Origin of the sequence: Pseudomonas sp. LG1D9, from assembly GCF_002949995.1 — a bacterium.
Taxonomy (GTDB): domain Bacteria; phylum Pseudomonadota; class Gammaproteobacteria; order Pseudomonadales; family Pseudomonadaceae; genus Aquipseudomonas; species Aquipseudomonas proteolytica.
In genome coordinates, this window is record NZ_CP026881.1 from 5,743,996 (window position 1) to 5,762,320 (window position 18,325).

The following is an 18,325-nucleotide window of genomic DNA, read 5'->3' on the forward strand; positions in this document are numbered from 1 at the left end:
GGCGTGGACAACATGCTCGGCGCAACCTTGCGCCGCCAGTCCTGGGGTATAGGGCTGCTGGCGCTGCTGCTGTTTATCGCCGGCAACTGGGACCATGCAATTATCGGTTTCGACTCGCGCTTTGTGCTGTTCGCCCAGGAAATGCTGCGCCATGGGCCGGGATTTTTCCCCTCGACCTATGGCCAGCCGTATGCCGACTACCTGTCGACCTCAACCTTGTTGACCTGGCTGTTGTCGCTGCCCCTGGGGCGCGTCACCAGCCTCAGCGCCTGGCTGCCGACGGCCATTGCGTCGGCAGTGATCGTCGCCCTGGTCTACCGCCTGACCGCGCCCTACTCGCGGCGCTGGGCGTTGCTGAGTGTTGCGTTGCTGTTGCTGAGCAGTACGTTTATCAGCGAAACCCGCTCGGTGTCCCTGGACCAGATGTTGGCGGCGGTGACGCTGGCAGTGTTTTACCTGGGCTACGCCCACGATCACTTCGCCAGCCCCCGGCGCCTGCCGTGGCTATTGCTCCTGTTATTGCTCGGCTTTGCGATTCGCGGGCCCATCGGCCTGGTGATCCCTGCCGGCGTGTTGTGCAGCTTTTACCTGCTCAATCGCCAGTGGCGCCCGTTGTTCAGCTTCGGCCTGCTGGCCCTGGCGTTGCTGGTGGCCTGCATAGGGTTGCTGTTGTTGCTGGCCAAGGTCAGTGGCGGCGAGGCCTTTATGCAGGACGTGATCCGCATGCAGTTCCTCGGGCGCATGGATGGCCGCGAAGGATCAAGCAGCGTGTTGTATTACTTCACCAGCTCCCTGGGCAACTACGCCCTGGCATACCCGTTGGCCCTGCTGGCGCTGCTTGCGGTGCTGCTCAATGGCCGGCGTATGTCTGACAGTGGTTGGCAGTTGCTGCTGGGCTGTACGGCGGCGGGCTTGATCGTGATGCTCGGCCTGTCGATCCCCGAGGCGAAGAAAGCCCGCTATCTGTTGCCCATGATGCCCATGGTGGCGATCATCGCCGCGTACCCGTTCCATCGGGCAGATGGCCGCCTGTTCAAGGCGCTGCGAGGCTTGATGCTGGTGTTATGGGCAGTGAGCCCGGGGCTGTTGATGGGGGCGCTAGTGGTGGCGCGCCATCGCTTTGGTGCGCAGTTGGAGCATTTCCAGGGCGTGGTTGGCCTGCTGATTGGCTTGCAGGTCGTTGTCGCCGGGATGCTCCTCAAGTGGCACTGGCGCCCGGTCGGGCCGGCGTTTTGCGCGGTGCTGGCGGTGTGGAGCGTATATATCCTGATGGTCGAACCCCTGGAACGGCGCCTGTATGACACCCGCACCTTTGCCCGCGAGGCTCATGCATTGATCCGGCAGCACCCGGCGCCCCTGGTATTGCATGGCCTGGGTAAAGACGCCAAGGCCATCAAATTCATGGTCAATGTGGAATGTGACCGGGTGCCATTGTTCACCCAAGCCCCTGGCGACCTGGCAGCAGTGCCCGTGCCGGCATGGCTGGTGATGGACAAGGCGGATTTCATGCGTCTGGGCGAGCCACGCTGGCATGGCATGACGCCGGTTCTCACTGGGCAGTTCGATAAAAACACCTATGTGTTGCTGCATCTGGGTACGGGTGACTGAGTGGGGGGCTTTTATCAAGAAAGCTCCTACGTTTGTATCCGTAAATACCGGTAGCGGCGCCTCTACCGGCCCTATGACCCCAGCGTTACACTCGCCGCACATTGCGCTATTTAGTTACCGCCTGCGTTCAAAAACACCCCTCAGAGGACCGCTGCCGTGCCTGACGAGTCATTGCCTATCGAGCCGGTACACGTCGGCTATATCCCCCTGCCCACCCTGGCTCGGCTAATGGGGCTGCGCGACGCCCTTGTCGCCCTCAAGGGGCCCTTGGCCAGCGACCCACGGTTGCGGGAAAGCGTGCAGCAGTCGCTGAACAGCAGCGCCAACCACGACCGCGTACTGGGCAAGGTGAGCCCGGGGCTTGAGCGGTTTTGATGCAAAATTACTGCACTTAAGCTGCATTAATATGCATTTGCGACAGTTTTGTTTGAACGGCACACTGCGCCGGTTCCTCCCCCAAATGTTGGAACTTTCGAAGGGCTTTGCGGCAAACCGCAAAGCCCTTTTTTTGCCCGATGTCACTCAGTTCTGCACAAACCTGCAGGTGTAGCTGAGCGGCATTGTTTTGTGATCGCCTTTCAAGATTGGACTGCCCCGCAATGCTCGCTCGCTGGTTACCCGCTGCCATCAACACCCGCCCCGCCGAATGGAGCCGTGCCGCCATCGGCATGGCCCTGGGCACTCTATTGACCGTATGGCTCTGCTCCCAGGTGTATGGCCTGGAAGTGGCCATGCACCTGTTGGGCCCGCTGGGCGCCTCCGCCGTGCTGTTATTTGCCGTGTCATCGGGTGCCCTCGCCCAACCGTGGTCGATCATTGGCAGCTACCTGTGCGCCACTGTGGTGGCTTTGCTGGTGGCCCGCGTATTGGGGCGCACCCTGGGCAGCGCCTGCCTCGCAGCAGGCATGGCCTTGATCCTGATGTGCTGGCTGCGCTGCCTGCACCCGCCTTCGGGGGGCCTGGCGATGACCCTGGTGCTGGCGGACCCGGCCACCATCGCCCTGGGCTGGCAGGAAGTCGCGCCGGTCATGTTGGGCGCCGCCACGTTGTTGCTCTCGGCCCTGGCCTATAACAACCTGACGCGCACCCGCTACCCCAAGGGCCCAGCCGAAGCGCCGGTCATGGTGCCGTCTGCGGCGCCGCAGGTAGATCCAAAAATCACCGCTGTGGACCTGGAGCAAGCGCTGGCGCAAATGGAGCAGTTTTTCGACGTCACCCCCACTGAGCTCGAAGAGCTGATCCATATCGCCGAAGACCACGCTCGCCGCCGCAGCATTGGCCAAGTACTGGCCAGTCGGGTCTAAGCACGCCTGCCCTGGTTTTTTATCGAACACCCCCTGCATAAATGCAAAGATGACCTGCAGGATTCCGGGTTGTACTGGGCAAATTTGCACTGGTACGATCCGGTGATGGTTCGTCCGCGAACATTTTGATAAAGAACAATAAAAGCAGGGAGTTACAGATGACTGCTCAGGCTCAGTCCCAGGCGACATGCAGCACCGAGTCCCCCCAGGACAGCGTCCTGGCCGAGGTACGCAACCATATCGGCCACCTGACCCTCAACCGCCCCGCCGGCCTCAACGCCATCACCCTGGACATGGTCCGCAGCCTGTCGGCGCATTTGCACGCCTGGGCCGCTGATCCCCAGGTGCACGCGGTGGTTCTGCGCGGCGCCGGTGAAAAGGCCTTCTGCGCCGGGGGCGATATCCGCTCGCTGTACGACAGTTTCAAGAGCGGCGACACGCTGCATGAAGCCTTCTTCGTCGAAGAATACGCCCTCGACCTGGCCATTCATCACTACCGCAAACCGGTCCTTGCCCTGATGGACGGCTTTGTCCTGGGCGGTGGCATGGGCCTGGTCCAGGGGGCCGACCTGCGGGTGGTGACCGAGCGCAGTCGCCTGGCCATGCCGGAAGTGGCCATCGGTTATTTCCCGGATGTAGGCGGCAGCTATTTCCTGCCGCGCATTCCCGGTGAGCTGGGGATTTACCTGGGCGTGACCGGGGTGCAGATCCGCGCAGCCGACGCCCTGTATTGCGGGCTCGCCGACTGGTACCTGGACAGCGCCAGGTTGGCCGAACTGGATCAGAAACTCGACCACCTGCAGTGGCAAGACTCACCGCTCAAGGATCTGCAAGGCCTGCTGGCCAAGCTTGCGGTGCGACAACTGCCGGATGCGCCGCTGGCGGCCCTGCGCCCGGCCATCGATCACTTCTTTGCCCAGCCGGACGTGCCGAGCATTGTCGAGCAGTTGCAGCAAGTGACCGTCGCCGACAGCCATGAATGGGCCGTGACTACCGCCCAGTTGATGCAGACTCGCTCGCCCTTGGCCATGGCCGTCACCCTGCAGATGCTGCGACGTGGCCGGCACCTGGCGCTGGAGGACTGCTTTGCTCTGGAACTGCACCTGGACCGCCAGTGGTTTGCCCGTGGCGACCTGATCGAAGGCGTGCGTGCGCTGTTGATCGACAAGGACAAATCCCCGCGCTGGAACCCGCCAACGTTAGCGGCACTGGACCAGAGCCACGTCGACAGCTTCTTCCAAGACTTCGCAAAGAGCGGGAGATAACTGATGCAAGATATTGAATTTACAGAAGAACAGGTAATGATTCGCGACATGGCGCGCGACTTTGCCCGTGGTGAAATCGCCCCCCATGCCCAGGCCTGGGAGAAAGCCGGCTGGATCGATGACGCCCTGGTGGCCAAGATGGGTGAACTGGGCCTGCTGGGTATGGTGGTGCCGGAAGAATGGGGTGGCACCTACGTCGACTACGTGGCCTACGCCTTGGCCGTGGAGGAGATTTCTGCGGGTGACGGTGCGGTAGGCGCGCTGATGAGTATCCATAATTCAGTGGGTTGCGGCCCTATCCTCAACTACGGCACACCCGCACAGAAAGAGACCTGGCTGGCCGAACTCGCCAGTGGCCAGGCCCTCGGTTGCTTCTGCCTGACCGAACCCCAGGCCGGTTCCGAAGCCCACAACTTGCGCACCCGCGCCGAACTGCGCGATGGCCAGTGGGTGATCAACGGCGCCAAACAGTTTGTCAGCAACGGCAAGCGCGCCAAGTTGGCAATCGTGTTTGCGGTCACCGACCCGGAGTTGGGCAAGAAAGGTATTTCGGCGTTCCTGGTGCCCACTGATACGCCCGGCTTTACCGTGGACCGCACGGAACACAAGATGGGCATCCGCGCCTCCGACACCTGCGCGGTGACCCTCAACCAGTGCAGCATCCCCGAAGCCAACCTGCTGGGCGAACGCGGCAAGGGCCTGGCCATTGCCCTCTCCAACCTGGAAGGTGGGCGCATCGGCATCGCCGCCCAGGCCCTGGGCATCGCTCGCGCGGCCTTTGAAGCCGCGTTGGCCTACGCCCGTGACCGGGTGCAGTTTGACAAGGCCATTATTGAGCACCAGAGCGTGGCCAACCTGCTGGCCGACATGCAGACCCGCCTCAATGCCGCGCGCCTGCTGATCCTGCATGCCGCCCGTTTGCGCAGTGCCGGCAAGCCGTGCCTGTCCGAAGCGTCCCAGGCCAAGCTGTTCGCTTCGGAAATGGCCGAGAAGGTCTGTTCTTCGGCCATGCAGATCCATGGTGGCTATGGCTACCTGGAAGACTATCCGGTGGAACGCTACTACCGCGATGCGCGGATCACCCAGATCTATGAGGGAACCAGTGAGATCCAACGGCTGGTGATTGCCCGGGAATTGAAGAACTATCAGATCTGATCAAAAGTGATGATTGTTCTCTTGATCGGGAACATTCATCACTCAGTAGGCCTTTGATTAATTTCTGACATCGAAACTCACAAACGCTTCTAGAGTTTGTGTTCCACGCTTGGCGATAATTTGCAAGGCTCCGTGAGCACGTTTCCCATCTTCATCAAATGTGATAATGATCCCGCCATCTGTCACCTTCCATAAAAGTTCTCCACGCGGCGGGGAATAGCTCAGGCTGGTGATTTCACTCCCTCCAAATTTATAGGAGCCCGAAGGCGTTCCCGGCGTTAAATCTGCTGCGATAATTGTACTTTTCTCTGATTCCCCCTGTATGCCCATTACTTGGAGGGCTGAACGACTGTTGACGTAATTAACGCTATTCGACCTGAAGTAGTAGCTGCTCTTAGAATCAGAATCACTGATTGAAATGTCACCCTCCATCCTTCCAGTCGATTTAACGTCACCGTTCTTAATTTCTACGCGCGCGTCACTAGGCATTTTCTTCACCATTTCATGATTGCTAAGTTAATGGGAGGAGCCTGATCATTAGAGAGCGAAACTCAAAAAAAAGAACCTGTCAGATATAACAGTCTAAACGGGGCATTTTTAATTTCGGCTTACTCACACAGGCTTCAATCGGCGACACATCTTTGCGCGCACTGTCGCCAAGTACGACTATTCTGACAGCTCCTAATGCTCCGTCTCACCACACAGGAGGTGTGTCATGAACGCTGTCGAGCACCAGGCCCACGTCAGGCAGATTAGCCAGGAACGCTATATCCAAGCCCCCATCGAAGCCGTCTACGACTACGTCACCCAACCGGACCGCTGGCACGAATGGCACCCCACATCCCTGAGCGCCGACACCGGCACCAGCGGCTCGCTGCCTGCCGGCCAGCGGTTTACCGAGATGATCGACTTGCTCGGGGTGCGTGTGCCCATGAGCTACCGGGTGCAGATTGCCGAGCCGCCGCGGGAGTTCAAGACGGTTTTTACCTCGCTCGCGGTAGATGGCTGCATTCACTACTATCTAAAACCTCGCGGCAGCGGCACCTTGTTCACTCGCGTGTTCAGCTACGAGACCGAACTGAAGCTCAACACCTTGGAAGCGCGCATGGTAGAGCTGTCGAATCAGGCCATGGACCAGCTCAAGCAGCGCCTGGAATCATCCTGAACTGACAAATTTGTCATCTTCCTCTCAGTTTGCTGAAAGCTGCGGACGATAAGCTTCGGGGTTGTGGCGTGCTCGTATAATTTCGAAACATAACCACCTCACCTGATTCGTAAAAGCGCGGACAATGCGCCCTCTTTGCGCACTCCGTAACCCATGGGACCTGTCGATGAAAACCACCCTGCGCCTGACTTTACTGTCCGCCCTGTTCATGACCACCCTGGCCCAGGCCGCCGAACTGATCCCGATTGACGTGCACCGTGATGCCAATTGCGGCTGCTGCAAAAAATGGATCAGCCACCTCGAAAGCAACGGCTTCAAGGTCAACGACCATGTTGAAGCCGACATGAGCTCGGTCAAACAGCGGCTGGGCGTAGCACCCCGCCTGGCGTCTTGCCATACCGCCGTGATCGACGGCAAATTCGTCGAAGGCCACGTACCCGCCGATCAGGTACTGGCCCTGCGCAAACGTGATGACCTGCTGGGCATCGCCGCACCGGGCATGCCCATGGGCTCGCCAGGCATGGAAATGGATGGGATGAGCGACGCCTATCAAGTCATTGGCCTGACCCGTGCCGGCAAAGATGTGGTGGTAGCCGAATACCCGGCTCACTGAGCAATGCTTGCAGGCTATGCGGGGCTGTTTTTCAGCGCGTTTGGGGCGGCCACTCTGTTGCCGCTGCAATCGGAAGCAGTGCTGGTCGCGCTGCTGCTCAATGACAGCTACTCGGTAGGGCTGCTGCTGGGGATCGCGACCCTGGGCAACGTGTTGGGCTCCTGGGTCAACTGGTTACTAGGCCGCTCGGTGGAACTGTTCAAGGACCGTCGCTGGTTTCCAGTGAGCGCCGCGCAGCTGGAGAAGTCCCGTCGCCACTATCGACGCTGGGGGCATTGGTCACTGCTGCTCAGTTGGCTGCCGATCATTGGCGATCCACTGACCCTGGTGGCTGGGGTGATGAAGGAGCCGCTGTGGCGGTTTTTGTTAATCGTCAGCCTGGCCAAGGCGGCTCGTTATGCCGTGGTGGCAATGCTGACGCTGCACTGGATGTAACAGGTTAATCCCCGCTTAATCCACCCGCCACAGCATCCGGGAGCATCGCCCCTGGAGCTTTCTCATGCCATTGACACGCTCGTTTGTCCTTACCGGTCTGCTGGCCGCTTGCGCCCTGCCTGCCTTGGCAGCCACGCAAAGCCCAAGCTATGGCCCGCAGTTGCAAGGGTTCCAGTACCCCTATCCGGTGGAACATTTCGACTTCCAGTCCCAGGGCCAATCCGTGCAAATGGGTTATATGGACGTGCCCGCCAAAAGCCCTGCCAATGGCCGCAATGTGGTGTTGATGCACGGCAAGAACTTCTGCGGCGCGACCTGGGAGGCGTCGATCAAGGCCCTGAGCGAAGCCGGCTACCGGGTGATCGCGCCGGACCAGATCGGCTTCTGCACCTCCAGCAAGCCTGAGCACTATCAGTACAGCTTCCAGCAGTTGGCAATCAACACTCATCAGTTGCTGCAAAAGCTCGGTATCTCCACGGCCACCCTTGTTGGCCATTCCACCGGTGGCATGCTGGCTACCCGCTACGCCCTGCTCTACCCCACGCAAACCGAGCAACTGGCGCTGGTCAACCCGATCGGCCTGGAGGACTGGAAAGCCCTGGGCGTGCCCTATCGCAGCGTCGACCAATGGTATGAGCGCGAGTTGAAACTGAATGCCGACGGCGTGCGTGATTATGAGCGCAAGACCTACTACGACGGGCGCTGGAAGCCGGAATACGAGCGCTGGGTCGACATGCTTGTCGGCTTGAACCAGGGCCCTGGCCACAAACGGGTGGCGTGGAACTCGGCGTTGATTTACGACATGATCTTCACCCAGCCGGTGTACTACGAGTTCAAGGACCTGCAGATGCCCACCCTGCTGCTGATTGGTACGTCTGATATCACCGCCATCGGGAGTGATAACGCACCGCCCGAGGTCAAGGCCAGGATCGGCCGCTACAACGAACTGGGCAAGCAGGTGGCCAAGCTCATTCCCCATTCAACGCTGGTGGAGTTCCCAGGCCTGGGCCATGCCCCGCAGATGGAAGAACCCGCGCGCTTTCACCAGGCGCTGTTGCAAGGACTCAAGGCGCTCTAATTCCACTTAACCCGAGGCAGGTGTGTATGTCAGTACAGATCGCAGTCATTGACGATTGGCAAAATGTGGCACGTGGCGTTGTGGATTGGTCCGCCCTGCAAGCGATCGGCAAGGTGCACTTCCTGCATGACTATCCCGCCGACACCGCGACCCTGATCGAGCGTTTGCAGGGTTTTGAGGTGATTTGCCTGATGCGTGAGCGCACAACCTTCGACAAGGCGCTGTTGCAGGGGCTGCCGGCCCTTAAATTGCTGGTTACCGGCGGCATGCGCAATGCCTCCATCGACCTTGTCGCCGCCAAGGCCCTGGGCATCCAGGTGTGCGGTACCGACAGCTACAAACACGCGGCGCCCGAGCTGACCTGGGCATTGATCATGGCATCCACCCGCAATCTGCTGGCCGAAGCGAACTCCCTGCGCGCCGGCCAGTGGCAGCAAGGGCTGGGCGGCGATCTGCATGGCAAGACCCTGGGCATCCTCGGGTTGGGCAGCATCGGCCAGCGGGTGGCGCAGTTTGGCCAGGTGTTTGGTATGTCGGTGATCGCGTGGAGTGAAAACCTCACCGCAGAGCGAGCCGCCGCAGTGGGTGTGACCTGGGTCAGCAAGCGCGAACTGTTCGAGCAGGCCGATGTACTGTCGATTCACTTGGTACTCAGCGAACGCAGCCGTGGCCTGGTGGATGCCCAGGCCCTGGGCTGGATGAAACCCGATGCGCGACTGGTCAACACCGCACGGGGGCCGATCGTCGATGAGGCGGCGTTGGTCGATGCGCTGCGCCATGGGCGATTGGCGGGCGCGGCCCTGGATGTGTTCGGCCAGGAGCCGTTGCCGGTCGATCACCCGTTTCGCCATCTGCCCAATGTCCTGGCGACGCCCCATGTGGGTTATGTCAGCGAGCAGAACTACCGGCAGTTCTATGGGCAGATGATCGAAGACATCCAGGCGTGGGCCAGTGGGCAGACCTTGCGCAGCCTTATCTGATTATTTACTTCACGTATTGCGTATAAAGCATTGATCTATATAGATATCAACTCTTAACAAATCACTTTAAGTAGCCGGCTGCACTCCTATCGAGCAGCCCAGCCCCGACGCCCCACAAAAAGGCACTCGCCCCGTAGGAGCCGGCTTGCCGGCGATGAGGCCCTGGGCAACGCGGCATTTCTCAAGGCCGCCATCGCCGGCAAGCCAGCTTCTACAAGGGGAGCGCCTGGCTGAAAAATATAATTGTCCTACAAAATTTTCCTACAACCCTTGCAGGCTCTGGGCTCTGTCCTAGACTCATGACCGATGGGTCACGATCAGAACAAAAGCCCCCGCAATAAATCGAAACTTTCCAACTCTGCCGTAGGTCAGGTTTAAGGTAGGACGCACGCCACCGGCGCCAGCCGGACGTCCGCCCATCCAATCTATTTATCAGTTCGGTGCAATTGGCATAAGCCTTGCCAGTCTGTGCAGTGCTAGTGCGCGTGACCGCAGGACGCGGTTGACTTTCGCTGAGGGCGCCAGGCCCTCAGCTGACCAACACATGGGAGAGAATAATTATGATCAGTGCCGCTTCGGGAATTCAGGGACAGCGTTTCAGTCAGCCGGTCGATGGGCCAACCGCCTTGGTTGACCTTCCCGGCGCAGTGCGGCCGGTCTCGTCTCAAAACCCCAATCGCAAGAAAGTCCTGTTTGTGACCTCGGAACTGGCCGACCTGGTGAAAACCGGTGGCCTGGGAGATGTGTCCGCCGCCTTGCCCCGTGCCATGGCGCACCTGCACGATGTACGGGTGTTGATTCCCGGCTACCGCCAGGTGCTCGACAGCGACAACCCGATCCATATCATCGGCGAACTGGGCGGCCATGCCGCGCTGCCGCCGTGCAAGATCGGGCGCATGGACCTCAAGGATGGCCTGGTCATCTATGTACTGATCTGCCCCGAACTGTACGAGCGTGAAGGCACGCCCTATGGCGCCAACAACGGTCGCGACTGGCCTGACAACCATATCCGCTTCGCCCGCCTGGGCCTGGCCGCCGCCGATATTGCCGCCAACCTCGCGCAAATCCACTGGTGCCCGGACCTGGTGCACGCCCATGACTGGCCGGCTGGCCTGGCGCCAGCCTATATGCACTGGCGTGGGTCACGCACCCCCACCCTGTTCACCATTCATAACCTGGCTTACCAGGGTGTGGTGAGCCTGGCCTCGTGCCCGGAGCTAGGGATTCCCGAACATGCCTTGCAACAGGAGGGCATGGAGTTCTACGGCAAGATGTCCTTCCTCAAGGCCGGCATGGCTTATTCCAGCCATATCACCACGGTCAGCGCCACCTACGCCCGGGAGATCACCACCCCCGAGTTCGGTTGCGGCCTGGATGGCTTCCTTGCCAGCAAGACCCAGCAAGGCCTGCTCAGTGGTATTCCCAACGGCATCGATGAAAGCTGGGAGTCGTCCACCGACCCGCACCTGGATCACCCGTTCAATATCGGCGATTGGCAAGGCAAGGCGGTCAACGCCAGCCACGTGCGCAAGTTGTTCGGCCTGGACGAGTCCACCGGCCCCCTGTTCGCCGTAGTGTCGCGCCTGGTGTACCAGAAAGGCCTGGACCTGACGGAAGCGGTCGCCGGCTTTATCGTGGAAAACGGCGGGCAGATCGCAATTATCGGCCGTGGCGAGCCGGAAGAAGAACAGGCCATGCGCGCCCTGGCCCTGCGGTTCCCCGGGCGCATCGGGGTGCGGATCGGCTTCAACGAAACCGATGCCCGCCGCATGTTTGCCGGCAGCGACTTTTTGTTGATGCCCTCACGCTACGAGCCCTGCGGCCTGAGCCAGATGTACGCCCAGCGCTTCGGCTCGTTGCCGGTGGCGCGTAATACCGGCGGCCTGGCAGACACCATCGAAGACGGCGTGACCGGCTTTTTGTTCGACGAGTCCACCGTGCAGAGCTACGAAGCCGCCCTCGCCCGCGCCTTCAAGGTGTTTGCCTTCCCCGGCCTGCTCAACGCCATGCGCTGCAGGGCCATGGCCGCGCCGTTCAACTGGTGCCAGGCGGTGGAACCCTACGCCGAACTTTACGAACAACTGGTAGCGAAAGCGCTGGGAAAATCAGGGAAAGCATAAAGAGGTTGGGATAGATGCCGTTACGGACTCTGGAAACATGGCCCCACGGCGCGATCATGCAGGATGCGCAACATACCCGCTTCGCCCTGTGGGCGCCTGACGCGTCTGATGTCAGCGTCGAGCTGCACAATGGTCAGTCAGTGCCCATGCTGCCCCAGGCAGAGGGCTGGTTTGTCGCCCATGTACGCTGTGGGGCCGGCACCCGCTACCACTACACCATTGATGGTGAGCAGAAGGTGCCGGACCCTGCCTCACGCCTGCAACATGCCGACGTGCATGGCGACAGCGTGGTGGTCGATCCCCTGGCCTACCCTTGGCGCCACGCCACCTGGCAAGGCCGGCCCTGGCATGAAGCGGTGATCTACGAACTGCATGTGGGGATACTGGGTGGTTACGCCGCAGTGGAGCAGCACCTGCCACGCCTGGCAGAGTTGGGCGTTACCGCCATCGAGCTGATGCCCTTGGCCCAGTGCCCCGGCGAGCGCAACTGGGGCTACGACGGGGTCTTGCCCTACGCACCGCAGGCATCCCTGGGCACCCCCGAGCAGTTGCAACACCTGATCGACACGGCCCACGAGCATGGCCTGGCGGTGGTTCTCGATGTGGTCTACAACCACTTTGGCCCCGATGGCAATTACCTGGGCCAGTATGCCAAAGGCTTTTTCCGCGAAGACAGCCACACCCCCTGGGGCGCCGGGATCGACTTTCGCCGCCGCGAAGTGCGCGACTTCTTTATCGATAACGCCCTGATGTGGCTCAACGAATACCGCTTCGACGGCCTGCGCCTGGACGCGGTGCATGCCATCAACGAGCCGGCGTTCCTCAAGGAGCTGGCGCAACGGGTGCGTGAGCAGGTACAGCCCGGGCGCCACGTGTGGCTGGTACTGGAAAACGAATTCAACCAGGCCGACCTGTTACAGCAGGGCTTCGATGCGCAATGGAACGATGACGGGCATAACGCCCTGCATGTGCTGTTGACCGGCGAGACCGACGCCTACTACGCCGATTTTGCCGATGATCCCACCGCCAAACTCGCCCGCTGCCTGGGCGAAGGCTTTGTGTATCAGGGCGAGACCACCCGCCACGGCACACGGCGCGGCGAGCCCAGCGCTCATTTGCCGCCCAGCGCCTTTGTGCTGTTTTTGCAGAATCACGACCAGATCGGCAACCGCGCCCTCGGTGAGCGCCTGCACCAACTGTGTTCGCCCCAGGCGTTGCAGGCGGCGACCACGCTGTTATTGATGTCGCCGATGATCCCGCTGCTGTTCATGGGCGATGAAGTCAACGCCGAACAGCCGTTTCTGTTCTTCACCGACCATCACGGCGAACTGGCCGAGGCCGTGCGCGAAGGCCGACGCAATGAATTTGCTGACTTCGCCGCCTTCAGTGACCCCGCACGCCGCGCGCAGATTCCCGACCCCAACGCGCCGCAGACCTTTGAGCGCTCTATTCCGCAATTTACCCAGGCGCCGGCCGCGCTGTACCGCCAACTGCTGGGCTTGCGCCAACAGCATATCGTGCCCCACCTGCCCGGCAGCACTGCCCTCGGCGCGCAAATCCTGGGCCAGGGCGCGGTGTCTGCACGTTGGCGCCTGGGTAACGGCAGCCTATTGCAGATCGATCTCAACCTGAGCTCGGCCACCCTGCATCACCCGGCCGGCCTCCGCGAACTGTTCAGCACCAGCAGCGACCTTAAGTCACTTACGCCCTTCTCTGCCCGCGTCAGCCTGACGCCGGGTGACACCTCATCATCTGTTGGAGAGCACTCTTGAGCGAAGCGCAATTGGAAATACTCGCCAGCCGTGCGGGCCTGGCGGTGGACTGGATCGACGCCAACGGCCGCCCGCAGCATGTCAGCGCCGACGCGTTGCGCGCCGTGCTCCAAGGCCTCGGCCACCCCGCCGACACCGACGCGGCCATCGCCGCCAGCCTGCAAGAACTGGAGCGGGTGCAGCAAGACAGGCACCTGGCGCCGCTGTTGACCGTGGACGTGGGCACCGGTCTTGACCTGGCCGCCTACTTTGCCCCTGGTACGGCATGCCAGGTTCACCTGGAGGACGGCAGCACCCAAGGCCTGGCGCTGGATGCCGACGCCAGCCTGCCCGGCGTCCTGCCCGTGGGCTACCACCGAGTGCAGATCGCCGACCAGTCCTTCACCCTGGCCGTTGCCCCCCATCAGTGTTTCAGCGTTGCCGAGGCAGTGGATAGCCAGCCCGCCCGCGCCTGGGGCCTGAGTGCCCAGCTATATGCCTTGCGCCGCGCCGGCGATGGTGGGTTCGGTGACACCCAGGCCCTGGAACAACTGGCTCGCGCTGCCGCGGAACGGGGCGTCGACGCCCTGGCGATCAGCCCGATGCACGCAATGTTCAGTGCCGATACCGAGCATTTCAGCCCTTATTCACCGTCCAGCCGCCTGTTCCTCAATAGCTTGTATGCCTCTCCCGGTTGCATCCTCGGCGAGCGCGCACTGCGCAGCGCCATCGAGTCCACCGGGCTGGCCGATGAACTGCTAGAGCTGGAACAACAAAGCCTGATCGACTGGCCCGCCGCCGCCAAGGCCAAGCAACGCTTGCTGCGGGCGCTGTACGAGGATTTCCGCCAGGGTGAACACCCGCAGCAGGCTGACTTCATGAGTTTCCGTCAGGCCGGTGGCGAGGCCCTGGAAAACCACTGCCGCTTTGAAGCCGTGCAAGCCGCGCGCGCCGCCAACGGTGAAAGCCTCGACTGGCGCCAGTGGCCCGAGGACTGGCGCGACCCGGGCAGCGCCGCGCTGGCACACTTCGCCGCCGAACAGGCCGAAGCCATTGGTTTTTATGCCTTCAACCAATGGTTGATCGCCCGCTGCCTCGAGCGCGCACAACAAGCCGCACGCGGCAGTGGCATGGGCATCGGCCTGATTGCCGACCTGGCCGTGGGCGCCGATGGCGGCGGCAGCCAGGCCTGGAGCCGTCAGGATGAACTGCTGGCCGACCTGACCGTGGGTGCGCCACCGGATATCCTCAACCGTGCTGGCCAAGGCTGGGGCATCTCCGCGTTCTCCCCCGAAGGCCTCAAACGCAATGGTTTCCGGGCGTTCATCGAAATGCTGCGGGCCAACTTCGCCCATGCCGGCGGTTTGCGTATCGACCATGTGATGGGCCTGCAACGGCTGTGGGTCATCCCCAAGGACGCCTCGCCCAAACAAGGCGCGTACCTGTATTACCCGGTGGATGACCTGCTGCGCCTGCTGGCCCTGGAATCCAGCCGGCACCAGGCGATTGTGCTGGGCGAAGACCTGGGCACGGTGCCCGATGGCCTGCGGGAAAAACTCAGCGCCCGCGCCATGCTTGGCATGCGCGTGCTGTTGTTTGAACAGGACCATGGCGGGTGCTTCACGCCGATCCTCGACTGGCCGGACAACGCCCTGGCCACCACCAGCACCCATGACCTGCCGACACTCAACGGCTGGTGGCACAGCCGCGATATCGACTGGAATGTGCAACTGGGGCTGATCGATGCGCCCACCGTGGAGCAATGGAGCGAGCACCGCCAGGGTGAGCGCGAGGCTCTGCGCCGGGCCCTGGCGCAAGACCCGCAGAATTTTCGCGATGAGTGGCGCAACGAAACCGACCATATACTCGATGCCAGCGTGCGTTACCTCGGCCACACCCGCGCACCGCTGGTCATACTGCCCCTGGAAGACGCCCTGGGCGTCGAAGAACAAGCCAACCTGCCCGGCACCATCGATACCCATCCCAATTGGCGCCGGCGCCTGCCGGGGGACGCTGCGCAATTGCTCGACAATGAGAACGCCGCCCGCCGCCTGGAGTTGCTGGCGGTGGCGCGCAATCAGGCCTTCGAGCGTGACCGATGAACGCCGTCTTGCTACGGGCCACCCAACGCCTGCAATTCCATAAGGGCTTTACCCTCGATGATGCGGTGCCGCTGGTGCCCTATTTCGCCAGCCTGGGCATCAGCCACCTGTACGCCTCGCCCTTGCTCAAGGCCCGCGCCGGCTCGATGCATGGTTACGATGTCGTCGACCCAACCACGGTCAACCCCGAGCTCGGCGGCGAACCGGCGCTACGTCGCCTGGTGGCGGCCTTGCGCGCACACGACATGGGCCTGATTCTGGATATCGTGTCCAACCACATGGCCGTTGGCGGCAGCGACAACCCCTGGTGGCTGGACCTGCTGGAATGGGGGCGCCTGAGCCCCTACAGCGAATTCTTCGATATCCAGTGGCACTCGCCGGACCCCCTGCTCAAGGGCCAACTGTTGATGCCCTTCCTCGGTAGCGACTACGGCGAAGCCTTGCAAAGCGGTACGCTGCCCCTGCGTTTTGACCCGGCCCAGGGCAGTTTTTTTGTCGAACACTACGAACACCGCTTCCCGATCTGCCCCAGTGACTACGGCGATATCCTGCGCGCCCATCCCCCCCTCAAAGACCTGGCCGACCGCTTCAGCGCCCTGGCGTATCAGGCCGATGCCTGGCCTCAAGCCGCCAGCCTGAAACAGGCACTGGCGCAGCGCGCGCAGGACCCACTGACCATGGCGGCCATCGAACAGGCCCTGGAAGTGTTTGATGCGCGCCAACCTCAAGGTTTTGCCCGCCTGCATCAGTTGCTCGAACAGCAAGCCTATCGCTTGGCCAGTTGGCGCACGGCAGCGGATGACATCAACTGGCGGCGCTTTTTCGACGTCAACGAGCTCGGCGGCCTGCGGGTGGAGCGCACCACCGTGTTCGAGGCCACCCACAGCAAGATTTTCCAACTGATCAGTGAGGGCCTGGTGGACGGCCTGCGCATTGACCATATCGACGGCCTGGCCGATCCACGGGGTTACTGCCGCAAGTTGCGGCGGCGCGTGGATGGACTGTCGCCAAACCGCCACTTGCCGATCTTTGTCGAGAAGATCCTCGGCGCCGGCGAAACCCTGCGCGAAGACTGGCGGGTAGATGGCACCACCGGCTACGAGTTCATGAACCAGGTGTCGCTGGTGCAGCACGACCCCCAGGGGTTCGAAGCCTTGGCCCGGCTCTGGCGCGAGGCCACTGAGCGGCCTTCGGCGTTTATCGAGGAAGCCTGGCTGGCCCGGCAACAGATCCTCAACGGCTCCCTGGCCGGGGATTTTGAAAGCGTGGCCCAGGCCCTGCTGCAAGTAGCCCGCGCCGACGTGATGAGCCGCGACCTGACCCTGGGCGCGATCCGCCGTGCATTGCAGGAGCTGGTCGTGCACTTCCCGGTGTACCGCACCTATATCAGCGCCCGTGGCCGCAACGCCGCTGACGAGAGCGTGTTCCAACAGGCCCTGGCCGGCGCCCGAGGGACCTTGAGCGAAGCCGACTGGCCAGTGCTCGACTACCTGCAACAGTGGCTCGGTGGCCAAACCTGGCGCGAGCGTCCGGTGGGGCAACCGCGCAAGATCCTCAAGCACGCCTGCGTGCGTTTCCAGCAACTGACCTCGCCAGCAGCCGCCAAGGCCGTGGAAGACACCGCCTTCTACCGCTCGGCGGTATTGCTCTCGCGCAATGACGTAGGCTTTTGCACCGAACAGTTCAGCGCGCCCCTGGCTGACTTTCATGCCGCCAACCAGCAACGCCTGCAGACCTTCCCCGATAACCTGCTGGCCACCGCCACCCATGACCACAAGCGCGGCGAAGACAGCCGCGTGCGCCTGGCGGTACTCAGTGAATGTGCGCCGTGGTATGTCGAGCAGGTGCAGCACTGGCGCCGGCTGGCCATGCCGTTGCGTGATGATCCGGGCATTCCTTCGGCCGGCGATGAGTTGATCCTCTACCAGGTGCTGCTGGGCAGTTGGCCCCTGGACCTGCACGACATCGACGACTACCAGCAACGCCTCTGGCAATGGCAACAAAAAGCCCTGCGCGAAGCCAAATTGCACAGCAGTTGGAGTGCGCCCAACGACCTCTACGAGCAGGGTGTCGAAGCGTTCCTCACACGCCTGCTGCTCGACCCGATCGGCCTGCCCTTGCGCACGGCGATCCACGCTGCCGCCGAGGCCATCGCCCCCGCCGGGGCCCTGAACGGGCTGGCGCAATCCTTGCTGCGCAACACCGTGCCCGGCGTGCCGGACCTGTACCAGGGCGACGAATTCTGGGACTTGAGCCTGGTGGATCCGGACAACCGGCGGGCGGTGGATTTCAGCGCCCGGCAACGGGCCCTGGCGGCAGCACCGGGCGCCTTGCTTGAGCGCTGGCGTGACGGGCACCTGAAGCAGGCGTTGATTGCCCAGGTGTTGAACCTGCGCAAGGCCCACCCGTTGCTGTTTGCCAGGGGCCGCTATGAGCCGCTGCAAGTGCTGGGCAAGCATGCCCAGCGGGTGGTGGCTTTCAGTCGCGAGTATCAAGGCCAATGGCTGTTGGTGGTGGTGCCGCGCTGGACCCACGCCCTGCTTGAAAACAGCGCCCAACCCCGGGTAGATGCGCAAGTTTGGGGCGATACCCGGATCAAATTACCGTTCGACGCCACGATGCAAAATTGGAAGGGACTTTTGCAAACAGGCGCAGTCACACCCAACAAGGAGCTACTGATCAGCGCTGCCCTGGGGGATGTCCCGGTGAATGTCTTTATCCATTCTGACGATCAAGAAAGCTGAAATTT

15 protein-coding genes are annotated in these 18,325 nt (G+C 62.0%); 14 read left to right on the plus strand and 1 reads right to left on the minus strand.

The window, feature by feature from the left end; genetic code table 11:
* The first annotated feature begins 12 nt into the window (after positions 1-12).
* The 5 genes from C5F71_RS26440 (at position 13) to C5F71_RS26455 (ending at position 5,332) form a co-directional block, all read left to right on the plus strand.
* Positions 13-1,608 carry a glycosyltransferase family 39 protein gene (locus tag C5F71_RS26440; RefSeq protein WP_104912671.1) on the plus strand — a complete coding sequence of 532 codons (1,596 nt, stop codon included), beginning with the start codon at positions 13-15 and terminating at the stop codon, positions 1,606-1,608.
* Positions 1,609-1,764: 156 nt separating this feature from the next.
* The gene (locus C5F71_RS28990; protein ID WP_133714315.1) at positions 1,765-1,983 is read left to right on the plus strand and encodes a type VI secretion system contractile sheath small subunit; all 219 of its coding nucleotides are present in this window, start codon (positions 1,765-1,767) and stop codon (positions 1,981-1,983) included.
* A gap of 224 nt (positions 1,984-2,207) precedes the next feature.
* The gene (locus tag C5F71_RS26445; protein ID WP_029291657.1) at positions 2,208-2,912 is read left to right on the plus strand and encodes an HPP family protein; all 705 of its coding nucleotides are present in this window, start codon (positions 2,208-2,210) and stop codon (positions 2,910-2,912) included.
* A gap of 158 nt (positions 2,913-3,070) precedes the next feature.
* Positions 3,071-4,177 carry an enoyl-CoA hydratase/isomerase family protein gene (locus tag C5F71_RS26450; protein ID WP_104912396.1) on the plus strand — a complete coding sequence of 369 codons (1,107 nt, stop codon included), beginning with the start codon at positions 3,071-3,073 and terminating at the stop codon, positions 4,175-4,177.
* A gap of 3 nt (positions 4,178-4,180) precedes the next feature.
* Positions 4,181-5,332, plus strand: coding sequence for an acyl-CoA dehydrogenase family protein (locus C5F71_RS26455; protein WP_104912397.1), 1,152 nt, complete (start codon positions 4,181-4,183; stop codon positions 5,330-5,332).
* Between the two features lie 57 nt (positions 5,333-5,389).
* On the opposite strand, the gene C5F71_RS26460 is transcribed toward C5F71_RS26455, so the two are convergent.
* Positions 5,390-5,821: a hypothetical protein gene (locus tag C5F71_RS26460; RefSeq protein WP_158682905.1), complete on the minus strand. Its 432-nt coding sequence runs from the start codon at positions 5,819-5,821 to the stop codon at positions 5,390-5,392.
* A gap of 226 nt (positions 5,822-6,047) precedes the next feature.
* Here C5F71_RS26460 and C5F71_RS26465 point away from each other — a divergent pair, with 226 nt between their 5' ends.
* From C5F71_RS26465 to C5F71_RS26505, 9 genes are all read left to right on the plus strand, one after another.
* Positions 6,048-6,497, plus strand: coding sequence for an SRPBCC family protein (locus C5F71_RS26465; RefSeq protein ID WP_104912399.1), 450 nt, complete (start codon positions 6,048-6,050; stop codon positions 6,495-6,497).
* A gap of 166 nt (positions 6,498-6,663) precedes the next feature.
* Positions 6,664-7,110: a DUF411 domain-containing protein gene (locus tag C5F71_RS26470; RefSeq protein ID WP_029291648.1), complete on the plus strand. Its 447-nt coding sequence runs from the start codon at positions 6,664-6,666 to the stop codon at positions 7,108-7,110.
* Positions 7,111-7,113: 3 nt separating this feature from the next.
* Positions 7,114-7,545 (plus strand): YqaA family protein, encoded by a 432-nt coding sequence (locus C5F71_RS26475; protein ID WP_104912400.1) that lies wholly within the window; start codon positions 7,114-7,116, stop codon positions 7,543-7,545.
* A gap of 64 nt (positions 7,546-7,609) precedes the next feature.
* Entirely contained in the window at positions 7,610-8,623 is a 1,014-nt protein-coding gene (locus C5F71_RS26480; RefSeq protein ID WP_029291643.1) for an alpha/beta fold hydrolase, read from the plus strand.
* A gap of 26 nt (positions 8,624-8,649) precedes the next feature.
* A complete protein-coding gene (locus tag C5F71_RS26485; protein ID WP_104912401.1) occupies positions 8,650-9,603 on the plus strand; it encodes a D-2-hydroxyacid dehydrogenase family protein in 954 nt (317 codons plus the stop codon).
* A gap of 560 nt (positions 9,604-10,163) precedes the next feature.
* Positions 10,164-11,723: a glycogen synthase GlgA gene (glgA, locus tag C5F71_RS26490; protein WP_070994839.1), complete on the plus strand. Its 1,560-nt coding sequence runs from the start codon at positions 10,164-10,166 to the stop codon at positions 11,721-11,723.
* Between the two features lie 14 nt (positions 11,724-11,737).
* Positions 11,738-13,495 carry a malto-oligosyltrehalose trehalohydrolase gene (treZ, locus tag C5F71_RS26495; protein WP_104912402.1) on the plus strand — a complete coding sequence of 586 codons (1,758 nt, stop codon included), beginning with the start codon at positions 11,738-11,740 and terminating at the stop codon, positions 13,493-13,495.
* Positions 13,492-15,576 carry a 4-alpha-glucanotransferase gene (gene malQ, locus C5F71_RS26500; RefSeq protein WP_104912403.1) on the plus strand — a complete coding sequence of 695 codons (2,085 nt, stop codon included), beginning with the start codon at positions 13,492-13,494 and terminating at the stop codon, positions 15,574-15,576. Before treZ ends, malQ begins: the two co-directional genes overlap by 4 nt.
* Complete coding sequence (locus C5F71_RS26505) at positions 15,573-18,320, plus strand: malto-oligosyltrehalose synthase (RefSeq protein WP_104912404.1); 2,748 nt, start codon at positions 15,573-15,575, stop codon at positions 18,318-18,320. The genes malQ and C5F71_RS26505 overlap by 4 nt, the downstream gene beginning before the upstream one ends.
* Positions 18,321-18,325: the final 5 nt, after the last annotated feature.

Coding starts and splice junctions, on each gene's coding strand:
- C5F71_RS26455 (WP_104912397.1), top strand. CDS start 4,181: ATGCAAGATATTGAATTTACAGAAGAACAGGTAATGATTCGCGACATG.
- glgA (WP_070994839.1), top strand. CDS start 10,164: ATGATCAGTGCCGCTTCGGGAATTCAGGGACAGCGTTTCAGTCAGCCG.
- treZ (WP_104912402.1), top strand. CDS start 11,738: ATGCCGTTACGGACTCTGGAAACATGGCCCCACGGCGCGATCATGCAG.
- C5F71_RS26485 (WP_104912401.1), top strand. CDS start 8,650: ATGTCAGTACAGATCGCAGTCATTGACGATTGGCAAAATGTGGCACGT.
- C5F71_RS26480 (WP_029291643.1), top strand. CDS start 7,610: ATGCCATTGACACGCTCGTTTGTCCTTACCGGTCTGCTGGCCGCTTGC.
- C5F71_RS26475 (WP_104912400.1), top strand. CDS start 7,114: ATGCTTGCAGGCTATGCGGGGCTGTTTTTCAGCGCGTTTGGGGCGGCC.
- C5F71_RS26445 (WP_029291657.1), top strand. CDS start 2,208: ATGCTCGCTCGCTGGTTACCCGCTGCCATCAACACCCGCCCCGCCGAA.
- C5F71_RS26450 (WP_104912396.1), top strand. CDS start 3,071: ATGACTGCTCAGGCTCAGTCCCAGGCGACATGCAGCACCGAGTCCCCC.
- C5F71_RS26460 (WP_158682905.1), bottom strand. CDS start 5,821: ATGCCTAGTGACGCGCGCGTAGAAATTAAGAACGGTGACGTTAAATCG.
- C5F71_RS26470 (WP_029291648.1), top strand. CDS start 6,664: ATGAAAACCACCCTGCGCCTGACTTTACTGTCCGCCCTGTTCATGACC.
- C5F71_RS26505 (WP_104912404.1), top strand. CDS start 15,573: ATGAACGCCGTCTTGCTACGGGCCACCCAACGCCTGCAATTCCATAAG.
- C5F71_RS26465 (WP_104912399.1), top strand. CDS start 6,048: ATGAACGCTGTCGAGCACCAGGCCCACGTCAGGCAGATTAGCCAGGAA.
- C5F71_RS26440 (WP_104912671.1), top strand. CDS start 13: ATGCTCGGCGCAACCTTGCGCCGCCAGTCCTGGGGTATAGGGCTGCTG.